Here is a 16,428-nt window from a genome sequence, read left to right on the forward strand (position 1 = left end):
TAAGGGGGAAAATCCCCCATGTGCTGATTTTAGCCGGCGCGCGCCGATTTATATACTGCGCAGCGAATCTATGGCAAACGAGGAAATGACAATGATAAGAAAACCACTGGCCCTGGCGTTAATATTGGCGGCTCTGCCGGCGGCGGCAATGGCGCAACACTGCGGCAGCCTGACGCTGGATGTCTGCCCAACGCCTTACGATCAAACGCTATCCGCGGCCAAAGACATGCTCAGCTGGGATCAGACTTCACGCGTGATTGGCTTTCGCAATGACTATCGCAACTATGCCGGCGATGTCTTCCGCCACGGCGCCTCGACGCCGCTGGAGCGCGCTGAAAAACAACTGACCGATGCCCGCTATACGCTCAACGGCCACACCTGGAATTTGCAGGATTACCTGAAGCGCGAGAACGTCAGCGGTATGCTGGTGCTGAAAGATGGTAAAGTCGCCTGGAAATATCTCGCCGAAGGTAATACCGACACCACCCTGTGGACCTCGCGCTCGGTAGGCAAATCGGTGGTCTCGACGCTGGTCGGTATCGCCATTCAACAGGGTAAAATCCACTCCCTTAATGACCTGATTACCGTTTATGAACCCGAACTGAAAGGCACCGCCTGGGACGGCGTAACGCTGAAGCAGTTGATTCAACACACCAGCGGGGTGGAATGGAATGAAGACTACACCGACCCGCAGTCGCATTTCGCCCGCCTGACCCAGTGTGAAGCGCACCCCGGCGCCTATGCCTGCGTGCGTAAGATCGTCACCGGCCTGGCGCGTCAACACCCGGCGGGCGAGCAGTGGTCCTACTCTTCCGTCGGCGCCTGGCTGCTTGGGGATATCCTGGAGCGCGCCACCGGCATGTCGCTGGCCGCCTGGCTTGAACAGGCTCTATGGCAGCCGGCCGGGATGGCCCACGACGGCGTGTGGCATGCTTATCAGCAAGGGAAGCACGACGTCGGCGCCCACGGCTTTAACGCCACCCTTGAAGACTGGGGCCGCTTTGGTGAATTCGTCGCCCGTGACGGTCGGTTAAGCAATGGCAAACAGCTGGTGCCGACTGGCTGGTTCGATCAAGCCGCCAGCTGGACCAAGGCGCTAAACTCGGTCTCGGCAGCGCATCCGGAGGGTATTTACGGCTATCAGTGGTGGAATAACGCGATTCCGGCGAATGCGCAAAACGTCCAGCCGACGCCGCAGGAAGGGCTTAAAGGGTCGCTGTGGGCGCTGGGGATCTACGGCCAGGTGATCATGGTGAACCGCGCGGAACACCTGGTGATCGTCCAGTGGTCGACCTGGCCGCAGGCGGAACCTTCCTTCAACGCTCAGCCGTTGGAAGCGGCGCTGATGTACAGCGCCATTGCCCGCGAGCTGCGTTAACTCCCCGCTCCTTGCCGCTCAGCCGGCGAGGAGCGTGTCGGCATTCAGCGCCAGGTGTTGCAGCAGGATAATGGTTTTAGCATCCATGATCTCGCCATCGCGAATGGCCTGCAGCGCCCGCGTCAGCGGCCACTCCAGTACTTCAATGTCCTCACCTTCCGCCGCCAGTCCGCCGCCGTCGCCCCGACGGTCATCGGCCTGATATTCGGCGATAAAAAAGTAGAGTTTTTCGGTGACGGAGCCGGGGCTCATAAAGACGGTGAAGACGGGTTCGACACGGGTCACGCGAAAGCCGGTCTCCTCTTCCGCTTCGGCAACGATCCGCGCCTCCGGCGAGGCGTTATCCAACAGCCCGGCAGCCGCCTCAATGAGATATCCGTCGTGGCCATGAGTAAATACCGGAAAACGGAACTGACGGGTCAGGACCACCGTCCGCTTTTCCCGGTTGTAGAGTAAAATGACTGCGCCGTTGCCCCGGTCATAAGCCTCGCGGCTCTGCTCCTGCCAGCGACCGTCCCGACGCAGCAGTTCGAAGGTATATTTTTTCAACGTGTACCAGTTATCCGAGAGCAGCGTCTCGCGAACGTGGCGGACGTGCGGTGCATGTGTTTGCATGTTATTTCCCCTTTGAGGTGACAGCAGGCACCATAACATGCATAATCGTGCACAAACAAGATCATTCGATGAAGGAAAACCGATGCTCGCCAGTCAGAGAAAACAGCAGATCCTCCAGATCCTCACCGAGGAAAAACAGGTGATGTCCGGGGAGCTAAGCCAGCGGTTTAACGTCTCCGAGGACTCCATTCGCCGCGATCTGCGCGAGCTGGCGGCGGAGGGAAAACTGCAGCGGGTCCATGGCGGGGCATTGCCGGTTTCCGCCGCCATTGCGCCAATTGAAACGCGCAAAAGCGTGCAGATCGACTCCAAGCAGGCGGTCGCCCGCGCCGCCGCCGCCATGATCCAGCCGGGACAGGTGGTGATTGTCGATGGCGGCACCACCACCGCGGCGATGATCGGCTTTTTACCCGCCGACCTCAGCTGCACGGTGGTCACCCACAGCCCTGGCATCGCCGTGGCGCTGGTGGACCATCCGCGAATCGAGGTGATCCTGCTCGGCGGCAGAGTATTTAAACATTCGGTTGTCGCCGTCGGCGCCGAGACGCTGGCGGGAATGGCGCGGATCAACGCCGATCTGTTCTTTATGGGGGTGACCGGCGTCCACCCGCGGGCGGGTTTCACCACCGGTGATTACGAAGAGGCAGGCATCAAGCGCGCGCTGACGGCCAGGGCGGCAGAAACCGTGGTAATGGCCTCCCGGGAAAAGCTCAACGCCGCGTCGGCCTTTGCCATCGGCGAGCTGAGCCTCGCCAGTACGCTGATTGTCGATGGAGAACCCGACGCCGCGCTGCGCCAACAGTTGGTGCAGAGCGGCGTGGAGATCGTCCCCGTTCAGCGGTAGCGCCGCCGTGGCGCAGGGCTTAATTGCCGCCTGACGTCCGGCGCTGCAGCTGGTCGCGCAGATTCGGCGGGGTACCCTTAATGGTCAGGGTATCAGTGGCGGGATCCCAGAATACGCGTTCGCCCAGCAGCATGGCGTCGAAGTTAATGGTCAATCCGCCGCCGCTGCCGGCAAACTTGGTCAGCTGACGTAAGGTGCTGCGATCCGCCGGGAAGCTCTCTTCCAGCTCATAGCCCTGCTCAGCGGTGAATTCCTGGAAGCTCTTTTCGCTGACGCCGGCGAGCTCTTTGGACAGCGACTCCAGCTCAATCTCTTCCCCAGCCTGCAGCTGTTCGTTGCAGTAGGCGTAGACCTGCTGGCGCACGTTCTGTCGCTCGGATTTATCAAGCTGGGCATCGGCGGCGAAGTCATCCACCGCCTGCAGCAGGCCGCGGTTCTGCGCTTTGGCGTTAAGCCCTTCGCTGGCGCCGAGGAAATCCATAAAGAAATCGGCCACTTTGCGCCCTACCCGCCCTTTCAGGAAGGTCAGATAGCGGGTCGACTCCGGGTTGGTTTCCCATTCGGTGAGATCGATGCGCGCGACGATATCGGCATGGTTAATATCCAGATAATGGGTCGAGCGGATATCCAGCTCTTCGTTGACGCGCATACTGCTCAGGTTATTGAGTACCGCCACCAGCAGATACTCGACCGCAAGGTAACGATACTGGCAGAAGAGGACAATGCCTCCTTCGGCGAACGGGTATTTCGCCAGCTCATCGCGCAGGCGACCGGTCGCCGCGCGGCTAAACGCCAGAAACTCTTCTTCCCCCTGACGCTGCAGGCGCAGCGCTTGGGCCAGTTCGCTCTCTTCATTGAACAAGCCATAGGCTTTGCTTTTGGCGCTATAGACCCGGTGCAGTTCAGCCATCATCTCGACGACCGTCGCGTTCGGCTCCAGCAGTGACTCGCGCAGCACCAGCTCCAGATTTTGTTCATCACGTTTGATTAACTGATGCAGGGCAATCTGGTCGATATCCAGACTCATGTTAAACTCTCCTTTTAGACCGGGCGGTATTCAACCACCGCCGGGTGGCCGACGCAACTGGCGCCACACATTTCGACGTCGCTAACGTCGATTGATGCGCTTTTGCGCCGCGGCGAAAAAATGCGGAAAAAAAGCTGCTGCTACGGTAATATGTTGCCCTTTCACGAACAAACAGATTTTGAGTTTATGCCGCAAATTTCCCGCTATAGCGATCAACAGGTCGAACAGTTGCTCAGCGAGCTGACGAACGTCCTGGAATCACACAAAGCCCCGGTGGACCTTTCACTGATGGTGTTAGGCAATATGGTGACCAACCTGATCAACAGTAGCGTCGCGCCGGCGCAGCGTCAGGCCATCGCCCGTTCTTTCGCGCAGGCTTTGCAATCTTCGATTAACGACGATCCAGCGCATTAAGGATAACAGCAACAGTATATGGTGACTCTACGTCAGCCCTACCGAGAAAAAGTCTCCCAGATGGTTAGCTGGGGGCACTGGTTCGCCCTGTTCAACATGTTGTTGGCCATGGTGCTCGGCAGCCGCTACCTTTTTGTCGCCGACTGGCCGACGACGCTTGCCGGACGACTGTTTTCGTACGTCAGTCTCGTCGGGCATTTCAGCTTTCTGGTGTTTACCAGCTATGTGCTGATCCTCTTTCCGTTGACCTTTATCGTGGTCTCGCAGCGCCTGATGCGCTTCCTGTCGGTGATCCTTGCCACCGCCGGGATGACGCTGCTGCTGATAGACAGCGAGGTTTTTACCCGCTTCCATCTGCACTTAAACCCGGTCGTCTGGGAGCTGGTCATCAACCCTGACCAGAATGAGATGGCGCGCGACTGGCAGCTGATGTTTATCAGCGTCCCGGTCATCTTCTTGATTGAAATGCTCTTCGCCACCTGGAGCTGGCAAAAGCTGCGCAGCCTGACGCGCCGCCGCCATTACGCCCGCCCGGTCGCCTGGTTCTTCTTTTTGTCGTTCGTCAGCAGCCACCTAGTCTATATCTGGGCGGACGCCAATTTCTATCGCCCGATCACTATGCAGCGGGCGAATCTGCCGCTCTCCTATCCGATGACCGCCCGTCGTTTCCTTGAGAAACATGGCCTGCTCGACGCCCAGGATTATCAGCGTCGTCTGGTGGAGCAAGGGGCGCCGGAGGCGGTATCGGTCCAGTATCCGCTTAGCAACCTGCGCTACCGTGACCTCGGCGCGGGCTACAACGTGCTGCTGATCACCGTCGACAACCTGAACTACTCGCGGTTTGAAAAGACCATGCCGGCGCTGGCGGCATTTGCCAAAGAAAACGTTAACTTTACCCAGCATATGAGCTCGGGCAATACCGCCGACAGCGGCCTGTTTGGCTTGTTCTACGGTATTTCGCCTGGCTATATGGACGGTGTCCTCTCGGCGCGTATTCCCGCCGCGCTGATTACTGCCCTCAACCAGCAAGGCTACCAGCTGGGCCTCTTCTCCTCCGATGGGTTTAGCAGCCCGCTGTATCGCCAGGCGCTGCTCTCCGATTTCTCGCTGCCGAGCGCGAAGACCCAGAGCGACGAGCAGACGGCCAATCAGTGGATCGGCTGGCTGGACCGTTACGCGCAGGATGAGAATCGCTGGTTCTCGTGGATCTCGCTCAATGGCACCACTCTCGACGACACGCAGCAGCAGGGCTTTGTCCGCCGCTACAGCAAGGCGGCAGGCGACGTTGATGCCCAGATCGATCGGGTGCTGACTGCGCTGCGCGAAGCCGGCAAACTCGATAATACGGTGGTAATTATTACCGGCGGCCACGGCAAGCCGCTGAATGCGAAACACGACGCGTTCGACTGGTCGCGCGAGCAGCTGCAGGTGCCGCTGGTTATTCACTGGCCGGGCACGCCGGCGCAGGAGATTGCCACCCTGACCGATAACAAAGATGTGATGACTACGCTGATGCAGCGCCTGCTTCACGTTTCGACGCCGGCCAATGAGTACTCGCAGGGAGAAGATCTGTTCAGCGCCGCGCGGCGTCGTAACTGGGTCACCGCGGCCAACGGCGATACGCTGGCCATCACCACCCCGACCATCACCGTGGTCCTCAACCATAACGGCACCTATACCACCTGGAGCCGCGACGGCGAGAAAATTAAAGATCAGAAACCGCAGCTCAGCCTGTTGCTGCAGGTCCTGACTGACGAAAAACGCTTTATCGCTAACTGATTGATTAATTATGAATCAATCGCGCGTGACCCGCTTGCATTCGCCTGGGGAACGGGTAATATTGTTCCCCACGCGTCGGCACGTAGCGCAGCCTGGTAGCGCACCGTCATGGGGTGTCGGGGGTCGGAGGTTCAAATCCTCTCGTGCCGACCAAAAACTCCACAGAAACCAGCCTTTTAAGGCTGGTTTTTTTATGCCTGTTTCCCCTGTTGCCGCCCGCTCGCTTAATTTGTGCCCTTTCTTCAATGTATCGTGAAGATGTACGACTATCCTGATGGTAAATTACGTCGTAGCATCTATTATTCGACCGTATGACTCATAAGCAGGAGCGGATAACATGAGAGTTAATGGACTTACCAAAGGATTTTTCATCCTTATCGTCTTCATTGTAACCCTGGCCTTTTTTGATGTTCTCTCACCCTATTATTCCGCCATCCTTTGGGCTGCGATCCTCGCGGTGATTTTTAATCCGGTCAAAAACAAGATCCGTACCCGCCTCGGCGAGCGCAATGGCCTCGCGGCGCTGATGACCATCGTCATTATCTGTCTTATCGTTTTTACGCCGCTGGCTATCATTCTCTCCTCGCTGGCCTACGAGCTCAACCTGGTGTACAGCAAACTACAGCATAACGACACCCAGTTTCCGACGGTGGTCGCCAGCCTGTTCGCCCATCTTCCCGGCTGGGCCAGAAGCTTCCTCGCCGATCATAACCTTGATAGCGCGCAGCAGATCCAGCAGCAGCTCTCTGATGCCGCTCTGAAAGGCGGTCAGTATCTGGCCGGCAGCGCGTTTCTGATTGGCAAAGGGACTTTTGGCTTCACCGTCAGCTTCGGCATCATGCTGTATCTGCTGTTTTTCCTGCTGAAGGATGGACCTTATCTGGTGCTGTTGATCCTCGAGTCTCTACCGTTATCAAGCTATGTGAAGCAGCATTTGTTCGCTAAATTCGCCGCTGTGGCCCGCGCCACGGTAAAAGGTACCGTCGCCGTGGCGCTGGCGCAGGGGGCGCTGGGTGGCTTTGCCTTCTGGATCGCCGGTCTGGACGGCAGCATTCTCTGGGGAGCGCTGATGGCGTTTCTGTCGCTTATCCCGGCGGTGGGCTCGGCCATTATCTGGGTGCCAGCGGCCATCTACCTCTTCGCCACCGGCCAGCTGTGGCAGGGCGCCTTTATCGTCGGCTTCTTTGTGATTGTGATTGGCCTGGTGGATAACATTCTGCGTCCACTGCTGGTGGGCAAGGATACCAGGATGCCGGACTATCTGATCCTTATCGCCACTCTGGGCGGCATGGAGATCTACGGTATCAACGGCTTCGTGATCGGGCCGCTGATCGCCGCCCTGTTTATCGCCTGCTGGAACCTGCTGTCGGGACGAGAACATGCCGGCAATACCGATGAAATCGATGAAGAGTTTATTGAGGAAGCGAAAAATAGCCGTAATGAATAGCTTTCCCGGCAGGGGGCTGGCGGCCCGCCAGCGCCTCTGTTGCGCTCTGCGCGGCCGATGTCTTACCGGTAGATAACACTATTCATTTTGCAAAAATTGGTAAATAAATCTTAACATTCAGCTGAGTGATGATAGGCTATCTCTGTCAGGAACGAAAATAAAGGATGATCAACCGTGAAAAAAATCACTACGCTAGCCGTTTCTCTGCTGACCGCCGCCTGCATGTCCGCTGGCGCATTGGCCGCAGACCAGCCGCTGGAAAAAGTCGCGCCGTTCCCGAAAGCGGAAAAAGGCATGAAGCGTCAGGTTATTCAGCTGCCGCAGCAGCAGGATGAGTCGGCGCTCAAGGTTGAGCTGATGATCGGCCAGACGCTGGAAGTCGACTGCAACCATCATCGTCTCGGCGGGGAACTGGAAAGTAAAACCCTGGAAGGCTGGGGCTATGATTACTATGTCTTTGAGAAGCTGAGCGGCCCGGTATCCACCATGATGGCCTGCCCGGACGGCAAAAAAGAGAAGAAATTTGTCACTGCCGGCCTCGGGGATGACGCCATGCTGCGCTACAACAGCAAACTGCCGATCGTGGTATACACGCCGAGCAATGTCGATGTGAAATATCGCATCTGGCGCGCCGACGAGACTATCGGCAACGCCGTCGTCCGCTAAGGCGAACAGCGCAAACGGCAATAAAAAACGGCAGCCCGCAGGCTGCCGTTTTTGTCAGAGCGTTTATCAGAGCGCGATATCCGCCATCGGCTTGCCGCCGCTCAGCGGCTTCAGCTCCGCCTGCGGTACCTCATCCACCGCCCCAGCTGGCTGATATTTCAGCTCCAGCACTTCACTGGTCCACGCCAGCGCTTTCTCGATCTCCGCCGGATTGCCGTCAAGACGAATACCGTAGGTTGGGATGATCGCCTTCAGCTTGGCCTGCCATTCCGGCGAATTGACTTTATCTTTAAACACTTTTTCCATTAGCTGCAGCATGATAGGCGCCGCGGTGGAGGCCCCTGGCGACGCGCCGAGAAGCGCCGCGACGGTGCCTTCATCATCGCTGACCACTTCGGTGCCCAGGCGCAGTACCCCGCCCTTCTTCGCGTCGCGCTTAATGATCTGCACGCGCTGACCGGCCTGCCACAACCGCCAGTCCTCTTTCCGCGCTTCCGGATAATATTCGCACAGCGCGGCCAGACGATCTTTATCTTTCTGCATCACCTGGCTAATCAGATATTTTACCAGATCGAAGTTGTCCAGGCCGACGTTGAGCATTGGCAAAATATTTGAGGTATTCGTCGAGGCCAGCAGATCCCACAGCGAACCGTTCTTCAGGAAACGGGTCGAGAAGGTGGCGAATGGTCCGAACAGCACCACGCGTTTACCGTCGATAATACGGGTATCGATGTGCGGCACCGACATCGGCGGCGCGCCCACTTCGGCCTGACCGTAGACCTTCGCCAGATGGTGGTTCACCACCTCCGGATTTTCGCAGACCAGGAACTGGCCGCCGACCGGGAAGCCCGCATACTCTTTGGCCTGCGGAATGCCGGTCTCCTGCAGCAGGGTCAGCGCTGCGCCGCCGGCGCCGATAAAGATAAATTTAGCTTTAATGACCCGCTTCTGACGACGATTGTCGGCATCCGCCAGGGTGACCGTCCAGCTCTTGTCGGCGTTGCGCTTGAAGCGACGCACCACGGTGCCCAGCTGTAGGGAGAAATTATCATGCTTTTGCAGACCGGCGATCAGCTGGCGGGTAATTTCACCATAGTTGACGTCGGTTCCCACTTCTGAGCGAGTGGCGGCGACCTTTTGCAGCGGGTCGCGGCCTTCCATCACCAGCGGCGCCCAGGCTTTGATCTGCTGATGGTCTTCAGAATAGCGAATACCGCGGAACAGTTCACTTTGCTGCAGCGCCGCGTAGCGCGCACGCAGGAAGTTGACGTTATCTTCGCCCCACACAAAGCTCATGTGCGGCACGCTGTTAATGAAAGATTTTGGTTTGTTCAGGACGCCGCGTGTCACCTGATGCGCCCAGAACTGACGCGAGATATGGAAGGCTTCGTTGATGTCGACCGCTTTGTCGATATTGATGCCGTTGGCGGTCTGCGGCGTGTAGTTCAGCTCCATCAGCGCCGCGTGGCCGGTACCCGCATTATTCCACCCGTTTGAGCTCTCTTCCGCCACGCTGGACATCTGCTCAACCATGGTAATAGACCAGTCTGGCTCAAGCTCCTGCAGCCAGGTTCCCAGTGTGGCGCTCATAATGCCACCGCCAATCAACAATACATCCGTCTCTTGCTCATGGCGGGTGTTGGTCCNNCCAACCGCCTGTGAGCGTGGTACGGCCATCTTTTTATTCATCGGATTTGAGCCTTACTTTACTCGCTGTTTTTATTTAGCGCAGGTGATACGATTCTCACCCCTCACGTTACCACCGAAGCTCAAAAATTTAAATATTGTTTAAATTTTAAGTTCTGTTTTGAGATCCGTTATAAAAATGTTTAATAAATGTATACACCAAATCACTTTTTGTACTGGTGCGCTGACAGATTCCGCGCTATCATCCCTGGTTTTGTGACAGACCGCACGGAAGCAGGGCCTGACACCGCTCCCTCTTTTTTTATAAGCTGCGAACTTTTTTTATGCCTCCAGTTTCTGACCCCGCCGCTTCCGGCAACCTCCGTCCCATCCTCCGCTCCCCGTCTTTACTGACGCGCGAAGTGCTGGCCGGCGTGCTCACCGCCCTGGCGCTCATCCCTGAAGTGATTTCGTTTTCAGTCATTGCCGGCGTTGACCCGCAGGTAAGCCTGATTGCTTCGGTGGTGCTCTGCCTGGCGATGTCAGTCTTCGGCGGACGCCCGGCGATGGTCACCGCCGCCGCGGGCTCGGTGGCGCTGGTGATTGGCCCGATGGTGCATCAGCACGGCGTGGGGTACATTTTACCGGCTGTCATTCTGGCGGGTATTATTCAAATTTTGTTTGGTCTGTGCGGCATGGCGCGCCTGATGCGCTTTATTCCCCCGGCGGTGATGACCGGGTTCGTCAACGCCCTTGGGATCCTGATTTTCTTTGCTCAGGTGCCGCATTTCTGGAGTCGACAACCGCTAATCGTTGGCCTGTTCGTCCTGACGCTGCTTATCGTCCTGTGGGCGCCGCGCGTTATTAAGGCTATCCCGGCGCCGCTGATCGCCATCGTCGCGCTCACCCTCTATACCGCGACCACCGGCCAGCAGCTGCCGACCGTCGGCGATGAAGGCTCGATGAGCGGTGGCCTGCCGGGGTTCACCGCCCTGACCGTTCCCCTGAACCTGACCACCCTGCAGATAATCTGGCCGTGTGCCCTCAGCATCGCCTTTGTCGGCCTGATGGAGTCCTTGCTGACGGCTAAGCTGGTGGATGATCTCACTCATACCTCGTCGAACAAATCGCGGGAAAGCGCCGGGCTGGGTATCGCCAATATCCTTGCCGGCTGCTATGGCGGCATCGCCGGCTGCGCGATGATCGGCCAGACTATCGTGAACGTGGAAATGGGCCGGGCCCGCAGCCGCCTCTCAACGGTAATCGCCGGCCTGGTGCTGCTCCTGCTGGTGACAGCGCTCAGCCAGGTGATGGCGAAGATCCCGATGGCGGTTCTCGCCGGGGTGATGGTGATCGTGGCGGTGAAGACCTTTAGCTGGCGCAGCATTCGCCCGGGTGAGCTGGCGCGTAATCCGTGGCCGGAAACGCTGGTGATGCTGGTGACCGTCGCCGCGACGGTGGGAACCAGCAATCTGGCGATCGGTGTGCTGGCGGGGATTGTCGCGATGGCGATCATCCCCCGCCGCCTGCGGGCAAAAGCGCAGGCTACATTAGAAACAGCGTCGCCAGACCCAGAAAAATAAAGAAGCCGCCGGTGTCGGTGATGGCGGTGATCATTACGCTGGAGCCGACCGCCGGGTCACGCCCCAACTTCACCATGACCATCGGGATTATCACGCCCATCATTGCCGCCATCAGCAGGTTGAGCATCATGGCCAGCGTCATCACCCCGCCGAGCTGCGGATCGTCATACAGCCACCAGGTGATGGCCCCCATAATCCCGCCCCACACCAGGCCATTAATCAGCGCAACGCCCATTTCACGCAGGATCAGAAAGGTAAAGCTGCCGGGCTGGATCTGCTGCAGCGCCATCGCCCGGACGATCATGGTGATCGTCTGGTTGCCGGTGTTGCCGCCGATGCCGGCGACGATCGGCATCAGCGAGGCCAGCGCCACCAGCTGTGAAATGGTGTGTTCGAAGCCGTCGATGACCCGGGAAGCAATAAACGCCGTACACAGATTGACCGCCAGCCATGCCCAGCGGGTTTTCACCGCTTTGCTGACCGGGGCGAAGACATCCTCTTCATCGCTCAGGCCGCCCATCCGCCGCAGATCGTTATCGGTTTCTTCATAAACCACATCGACGATCTCATCGATGGTCAGGCGCCCGATCAGCTTGCCGTCGGCATCAATGACGGCGGCGCTGAGCAAGTCGTCGCGTTCGAAGGTGCGCGCCACCTTCTCCGCCTCTTCGTGCGGCTGAAAGGTGACCGGGTCGCCCTCCATCACCTCCCCCACCCGCTTCTGCGCATCATTGAGCAGAATGGTCTGCAGCTCCAGCTCGCCGAGCAGCAGCTTGTTACGGGTGGTAACGAACAGCTTATCGGTGTTTTCCGGCATTTTACCGAGACGCCGCAGATAGCGCTGCACCGCCGCCAGGGTGGCCTCCGGTCGCACCGTAATGACCTCAAACTCCATGATCGACCCGACGCTGTTGTCAGCGTAGCGCATAATCTGGCGAATACGGGCGCGCTTCTCGGCCGGCAGGGTCGCCAGCAGCCGTCCGGTCAGGTTGCGCGGCAGATGCTGCAGCAGGTAAACCTGTTCATCGATATCCAGCGGCTGCATGGCCTGCAGCAGCTCGGGGTCGCTCATCTTGTCGATCAGGTCGCCCCAGACGTTCTCTGAGGCCTCCAGCAGCACTTCGCCGCGTTTATCGTCGGGCACCAGGCACCATAGCGCGGTGCGGGCGTCATAGGGAAGCGCTTCCAGCGCATCGGCGAGATCCGGCGGCGGCAGATGCGAGACCAGCATTTCCACTTCGGCCAGGTCATCGGCCAGCGTCCCTTCATCATAGCGCTCAGCCAGCGTCAGTTTGCCCAGCAGCGCGGAAGTCACCGCTTTATCGGTGCTCAAGAGCCAAATCAGACGGGCGCGCTCTTCGTCACGCAAGCGGGCGCTTTTTTTATGCAAAACGGACATCGATCGGGCAATCCTTTTGAGAATGGTGAGCCGGCCTGCGGGCCGGAAGCCTTAAGCATAGCGCGAGGAGGGGGAAATAATAACCGTCAGCGATGTAGACGCTGAAAATTTCAGCGGCGCCCGGGCTTTTCCCCGGGCGCGTGGCGATTGTCAGGCCGTACGGGCCACCGCATCGCGGGAAGCCTGTTCCCGCTCTTCGCCGGTAAGTTCGGCGAGCTGGCCGGCGCGCATCTCCAGCAGACGATCGGCGTGCTGGAAGTAGTGATCGTCATGGCTGATGGCGAACACGGTTTTGCCCATCTGCTGCATCAGCGGCAGCAGGACCTGGTAGAACTCGCGGCGGAAATGCGGATCCTGATCCGCCGCCCATTCATCCAGCAGAATGATGTCCCGGGACTCGGCCAGCGCCAGCAGGAGCGCCACGCGCTTCTTCTGCCCTTTCGACAGCCGCAGGTCGGCGATTTTTCCGTTCTCCAGCTGCAGCTTGTGAGCCATTTGCAGACGCTCCAGCCATGTCGCCACCAGCGCCGGATCGGCCTCCTCGCCCTGCGGCCCGAGCAGGCGGTCAAACAGCCAGACGTCGGTAAACACTGCGGAAAACAGTTTGCGGTACTCCTCTGGCCTCTCCGCCGCCAGCGGCTGGCCGTCGACGAGGATCTGACCGGATATTGGCTGGTACAGGCCGGTCAGGAGCATCGCCAGCGTTGACTTGCCGCTGCCGTTGCCGCCTATCAGAAACACCAGCTCGCCGCGCTTCAGCGTCAGATTAAGCGGCCCTACCGCAAAGCGCTGGTCCGGATAATGGAAGGTGACATCGCGCAGCTCCAGCGTCTGCCAGTCAGGATGCGCCTGCGGCCGGGGAAAGTCGGCCCGGTACGGGGCGAGGGAGAACTGACGAAGCTTGTTAAACGCCACCTGGGCGCTGAGCAGCGTGGGCAGCGCGCCGACGGCGGAGAGCAGCGGCGTGCGCAGAAACAGCAGCGTCAGGGAATAGGTCGCCGCCACGGCGGTATCGGCCCAGCCGAGGCTGTTGGCCATCCAAAACACCAGCCCGATGGCGCCAAGCATCATAATATTCGACCAGTTGACCGCGCTGAGGTGGAAGGTATCGGCGCGAACGATATGATGCCGGTACTCCCGGGCGTCCGGGAGGTAGAGCTGGTTAAACACATACTCCGCGCGCTCGCGGTTGAGGGTCAGCTCTTTACGCCCCTCCAGCACCGTCTGATAGTCGTGATACAGTTTATCTTCCGTTTCGCGCAGGCTGGCCATATGTTTGTACACCCGCGAGACCAGCACAAAGCCGCCCCAGATGGTGAGCGCCATCCACAGCGCCGTCACCAGCATCATTTTTCCTGACAGCCAGGCGAGGTAGGCCGCGGAGCCGAACGTGAGAATGATCCCCTGCACCAGCTCCGGCAGGCGCACAAAGGCGATGGTGATATTGCGGATATCGCTGGTCAGCCCGGCAAGCAGCGACGCGCTGCCGATCTTCTCTACTTGTTCAATCTGGGTATCGAGGATGCGTTTAACAAACTCACCGCGCAGACGATAGACAAAATGGTGGCCGAGGGTGGTTAGCGCCAGCTGCGAACCCAGGGTCACCGCCATCAGCAGCCCCAGCAGACCAAGAAACTCCGGCAGGACCCGCAGCGAGGTATCGACAGCGGTAATCAGACGCAGGTTAATGAAAGCGATTAAGCCGATACCCAGCGCGGCGCTGAGCAGGCTGAGAGCAATAACGCCCAGAAACGGCCAGCGGTACTGGCGCCAGACGAGAGAGAGAAGTTCCATAACAGGCTATCCGCAAAAGCAAAACAGCCAGCAGTTTAAACGGCTCGCCGATGACATCAAGAATAATTCTTATTTTAATACTGGCGACCGCCCGCCTGTCGGAAGGTGAGATTGTAACGACAGTCGCCCGTTTCCGGATGATGCCCCGCTTTCAGCGGCTGAATGCCATGATAAAACAGGCGCGACTCGCCGCCCCAGAGCACCACATCGCCATGCTCCAGCAGCAGCCGCTGCAGCGGGTCGCTGCGTTGCAAGCCGCCAAACTGAAAGATAGCCGGCAAGCCCAGCGAGACCGAGACAATCGGCGCCCGCAGATCCTGTTCATCTTTATCCTGATGCAACGACAGTTTTGCGCCAGGACAATAGCGGTTAATCAAACAGGCGTCGGGGGAAAACTCCGGGTAGCCGCCGGCGGCGGCCGCCGCCAGCGCCAGTTCATGAAATACGGCAGGCATCGGCGGCCAGGTTTGATCGGTTACCGGGTCGACCGGGGCGTACAAATAGCCGTGGCGATCGGTAGTCCAGCCCAGCGCGCCGCAGTTGGTCATGGCGACCGACATGGTGTACCCGCCCGGCGTGACCATCTGGCGAAACGGCGACTGACTGGCGACGTCGGCTATCGCCTGCAGCAGCGCCGGGGCGCGTTCGCGGGCAAATCGCCGCAGCACCACCGCGCCGGGGGCCAGCGGCTCCTGCCACGGTGGGGTATCGCTAAAAAGATCGAGCATTACTCCTCCTCATGTTGGGCCTCGCGCGCCAGCAGCTGCGCTTTTCGCGCCGTTCCCCAACGATAACCGGACAGGGCGCCATCTTCACGCACCACCCGGTGGCAGGGAACAATCACCGCCAGCGAATTCGCCGCGCAGGCGCCGGCCACGGCTCTTACCGCCCGCGGCTGGCCAATATGCTCTGCCACCTGGCGGTAGCTGCGGGTCTCACCCGCCGGGATCTGCCGCAGCGCCTGCCAGACCTGCAGCTGAAACGCGGTGCCCTGCAGATCCAGCGGCAGCGATACCGGCCGCCGGCTGTCGTCGAGGTGGGCGAAAATCTCGGCCATCTGCTGACAAAAATCAGGGTCGCCTTCACGCAGCTCGGCATTGGGAAAGCGCCGGCGCAGGTCGTCGAGCAATGCCGCATCGTTATCACCCGGCAGCACCGCGCAGACGCCGCGCTCGCTCTGCGCCACCAGGCAACGACCCAGCGCGCAGTCGCCCGTGGTCCAGGTTACCACGGTGGCGGCGCCGCCGCGGCGAAACTGGCTGGCGGTCATCCCTAACGCTGCGTCGGCCTGGCGATAATAGCTGCTGCTGTCGGGAAAACCAGCCGCCAGCGCGGCGCGGGTCACCGGTATCCCCTGCTCCAGCGCTTCCCGCAGGCGCTGCGCCCGCCACGCTTGTTGCCAGGCTTTAGGGGTCATGCCGGTGACGGATTTAAATAAACGGTGGAAATGAAACGGGCTCATCGCCAGCTGGCCTGCCAGCGCCTCGAGGGTCAGGGGCGCGTCCTGCTCCAGCAGCCGACAGGCCTGCGCCACTTTGTCGACCCTTTGCTGCTGCGGGTAGTCTTTATCCGGTTGGCAGCGTTTGCAGGGGCGGAATCCCGCCGCCACGGCGGCGGCGACGTCGGCAAAAAAGCGTACGTTTTCTCGCCGCGCGCGCCGCGAGCGGCAGGAGGGACGACAGCAGATGCCGGTGGTCAGTACCGCAAAGACGAACTGACCATCGGCCCGGGTATCACGTTCGCAGACCGCCTGCCAGCGGCGATCATCGGTATCGGCAACTATCGGTTTCATGACGGGTCTCCAGCTGTAAGTGTACCCTCAGTCTGTGGTAAAGCCCGCAGTAAAAAACCCGCAA

Annotated in this window: 14 protein-coding genes and 1 tRNA gene; 8 read left to right on the plus strand and 7 right to left on the minus strand. The window is 59.4% G+C overall.

Features of this window, described 5'->3' with window-relative positions:
• The first annotated feature begins 91 nt into the window (after positions 1 to 91).
• Positions 92 to 1,378, plus strand: a complete 1,287-nt coding sequence (locus KHQ26_RS18375; RefSeq protein WP_049123746.1) for a serine hydrolase domain-containing protein — start codon at positions 92 to 94, stop codon at positions 1,376 to 1,378.
• A gap of 18 nt (positions 1,379 to 1,396) precedes the next feature.
• On the opposite strand, the gene KHQ26_RS18380 is transcribed toward KHQ26_RS18375, so the two are convergent.
• Positions 1,397 to 1,993: an NUDIX domain-containing protein gene (locus tag KHQ26_RS18380; RefSeq protein WP_004144265.1), complete on the minus strand. Its 597-nt coding sequence runs from the start codon at positions 1,991 to 1,993 to the stop codon at positions 1,397 to 1,399.
• Between the two features lie 82 nt (positions 1,994 to 2,075).
• Here KHQ26_RS18380 and KHQ26_RS18385 point away from each other — a divergent pair, with 82 nt between their 5' ends.
• Positions 2,076 to 2,837, plus strand: coding sequence for a DeoR/GlpR family DNA-binding transcription regulator (locus tag KHQ26_RS18385; protein ID WP_014343355.1), 762 nt, complete (start codon positions 2,076 to 2,078; stop codon positions 2,835 to 2,837).
• A gap of 19 nt (positions 2,838 to 2,856) precedes the next feature.
• Here the strand turns inward: KHQ26_RS18385 and yejK are convergent, their stop codons facing one another.
• Complete coding sequence (gene yejK, locus KHQ26_RS18390) at positions 2,857 to 3,864, minus strand: nucleoid-associated protein YejK (RefSeq protein ID WP_004144267.1); 1,008 nt, start codon at positions 3,862 to 3,864, stop codon at positions 2,857 to 2,859.
• A gap of 186 nt (positions 3,865 to 4,050) precedes the next feature.
• Between yejK and KHQ26_RS18395 the strand changes: the two genes are divergently transcribed.
• From KHQ26_RS18395 to eco, 5 genes are all read left to right on the plus strand, one after another.
• Entirely contained in the window at positions 4,051 to 4,278 is a 228-nt protein-coding gene (locus KHQ26_RS18395; protein WP_004195346.1) for a YejL family protein, read from the plus strand.
• 18 nt (positions 4,279 to 4,296) lie between these two features.
• Positions 4,297 to 6,057, plus strand: coding sequence for an LPS biosynthesis-modulating metalloenzyme YejM (gene yejM, locus KHQ26_RS18400; RefSeq protein WP_002912990.1), 1,761 nt, complete (start codon positions 4,297 to 4,299; stop codon positions 6,055 to 6,057).
• Between the two features lie 76 nt (positions 6,058 to 6,133).
• A tRNA-Pro gene (locus KHQ26_RS18405) sits at positions 6,134 to 6,210 on the plus strand.
• 184 nt (positions 6,211 to 6,394) lie between these two features.
• Entirely contained in the window at positions 6,395 to 7,504 is a 1,110-nt protein-coding gene (locus KHQ26_RS18410) for an AI-2E family transporter (protein WP_002912992.1), read from the plus strand.
• A 174-nt stretch (positions 7,505 to 7,678) separates the two neighbouring features.
• Positions 7,679 to 8,170, plus strand: a complete 492-nt coding sequence (gene eco, locus KHQ26_RS18415) for a serine protease inhibitor ecotin (protein ID WP_004175048.1) — start codon at positions 7,679 to 7,681, stop codon at positions 8,168 to 8,170.
• A gap of 66 nt (positions 8,171 to 8,236) precedes the next feature.
• Here the strand turns inward: eco and mqo are convergent, their stop codons facing one another.
• Entirely contained in the window at positions 8,237 to 9,859 is a 1,623-nt protein-coding gene (gene mqo / locus KHQ26_RS18420; RefSeq protein ID WP_211777933.1) for a malate dehydrogenase (quinone), read from the minus strand.
• Positions 9,860 to 10,218: 359 nt separating this feature from the next.
• Between mqo and KHQ26_RS18425 the strand changes: the two genes are divergently transcribed.
• Positions 10,219 to 11,379: a SulP family inorganic anion transporter gene (locus KHQ26_RS18425; RefSeq protein WP_020317142.1), complete on the plus strand. Its 1,161-nt coding sequence runs from the start codon at positions 10,219 to 10,221 to the stop codon at positions 11,377 to 11,379.
• On the opposite strand, the gene mgtE is transcribed toward KHQ26_RS18425, so the two are convergent.
• The 4 genes from mgtE to ada form a co-directional block, all read right to left on the minus strand.
• The gene (mgtE, locus tag KHQ26_RS18430; protein ID WP_002912996.1) at positions 11,342 to 12,778 is read right to left on the minus strand and encodes a magnesium transporter; all 1,437 of its coding nucleotides are present in this window, start codon (positions 12,776 to 12,778) and stop codon (positions 11,342 to 11,344) included. The two genes, KHQ26_RS18425 and mgtE, sit on opposite strands and share 38 nt — an antisense overlap.
• Before the next feature lie 150 nt (positions 12,779 to 12,928).
• Positions 12,929 to 14,572, minus strand: a complete 1,644-nt coding sequence (locus KHQ26_RS18435; RefSeq protein WP_004184919.1) for a multidrug ABC transporter permease/ATP-binding protein — start codon at positions 14,570 to 14,572, stop codon at positions 12,929 to 12,931.
• Positions 14,573 to 14,646: 74 nt separating this feature from the next.
• Positions 14,647 to 15,300 (minus strand): DNA oxidative demethylase AlkB, encoded by a 654-nt coding sequence (gene alkB / locus KHQ26_RS18440; RefSeq protein ID WP_049124305.1) that lies wholly within the window; start codon positions 15,298 to 15,300, stop codon positions 14,647 to 14,649.
• Complete coding sequence (ada, locus tag KHQ26_RS18445) at positions 15,300 to 16,364, minus strand: bifunctional DNA-binding transcriptional regulator/O6-methylguanine-DNA methyltransferase Ada (protein ID WP_004211965.1); 1,065 nt, start codon at positions 16,362 to 16,364, stop codon at positions 15,300 to 15,302. The genes alkB and ada overlap by 1 nt, the downstream gene beginning before the upstream one ends.
• Positions 16,365 to 16,428 lie beyond the last annotated feature (64 nt).

This window comes from Klebsiella sp. 10 (assembly GCF_018223925.1).
Taxonomy (GTDB): Bacteria; Pseudomonadota; Gammaproteobacteria; order Enterobacterales; family Enterobacteriaceae; genus Klebsiella; species Klebsiella pneumoniae.

Coding starts and splice junctions, on each gene's coding strand:
- ada (WP_004211965.1), bottom strand. CDS start 16,364: ATGAAACCGATAGTTGCCGATACCGATGATCGCCGCTGGCAGGCGGTC.
- yejK (WP_004144267.1), bottom strand. CDS start 3,864: ATGAGTCTGGATATCGACCAGATTGCCCTGCATCAGTTAATCAAACGT.
- KHQ26_RS18385 (WP_014343355.1), top strand. CDS start 2,076: ATGCTCGCCAGTCAGAGAAAACAGCAGATCCTCCAGATCCTCACCGAG.
- KHQ26_RS18375 (WP_049123746.1), top strand. CDS start 92: ATGATAAGAAAACCACTGGCCCTGGCGTTAATATTGGCGGCTCTGCCG.
- KHQ26_RS18380 (WP_004144265.1), bottom strand. CDS start 1,993: ATGCAAACACATGCACCGCACGTCCGCCACGTTCGCGAGACGCTGCTC.
- alkB (WP_049124305.1), bottom strand. CDS start 15,300: ATGCTCGATCTTTTTAGCGATACCCCACCGTGGCAGGAGCCGCTGGCC.
- mgtE (WP_002912996.1), bottom strand. CDS start 12,778: ATGTCCGTTTTGCATAAAAAAAGCGCCCGCTTGCGTGACGAAGAGCGC.
- KHQ26_RS18410 (WP_002912992.1), top strand. CDS start 6,395: ATGAGAGTTAATGGACTTACCAAAGGATTTTTCATCCTTATCGTCTTC.
- KHQ26_RS18395 (WP_004195346.1), top strand. CDS start 4,051: ATGCCGCAAATTTCCCGCTATAGCGATCAACAGGTCGAACAGTTGCTC.
- KHQ26_RS18435 (WP_004184919.1), bottom strand. CDS start 14,572: ATGGAACTTCTCTCTCTCGTCTGGCGCCAGTACCGCTGGCCGTTTCTG.
- yejM (WP_002912990.1), top strand. CDS start 4,297: ATGGTGACTCTACGTCAGCCCTACCGAGAAAAAGTCTCCCAGATGGTT.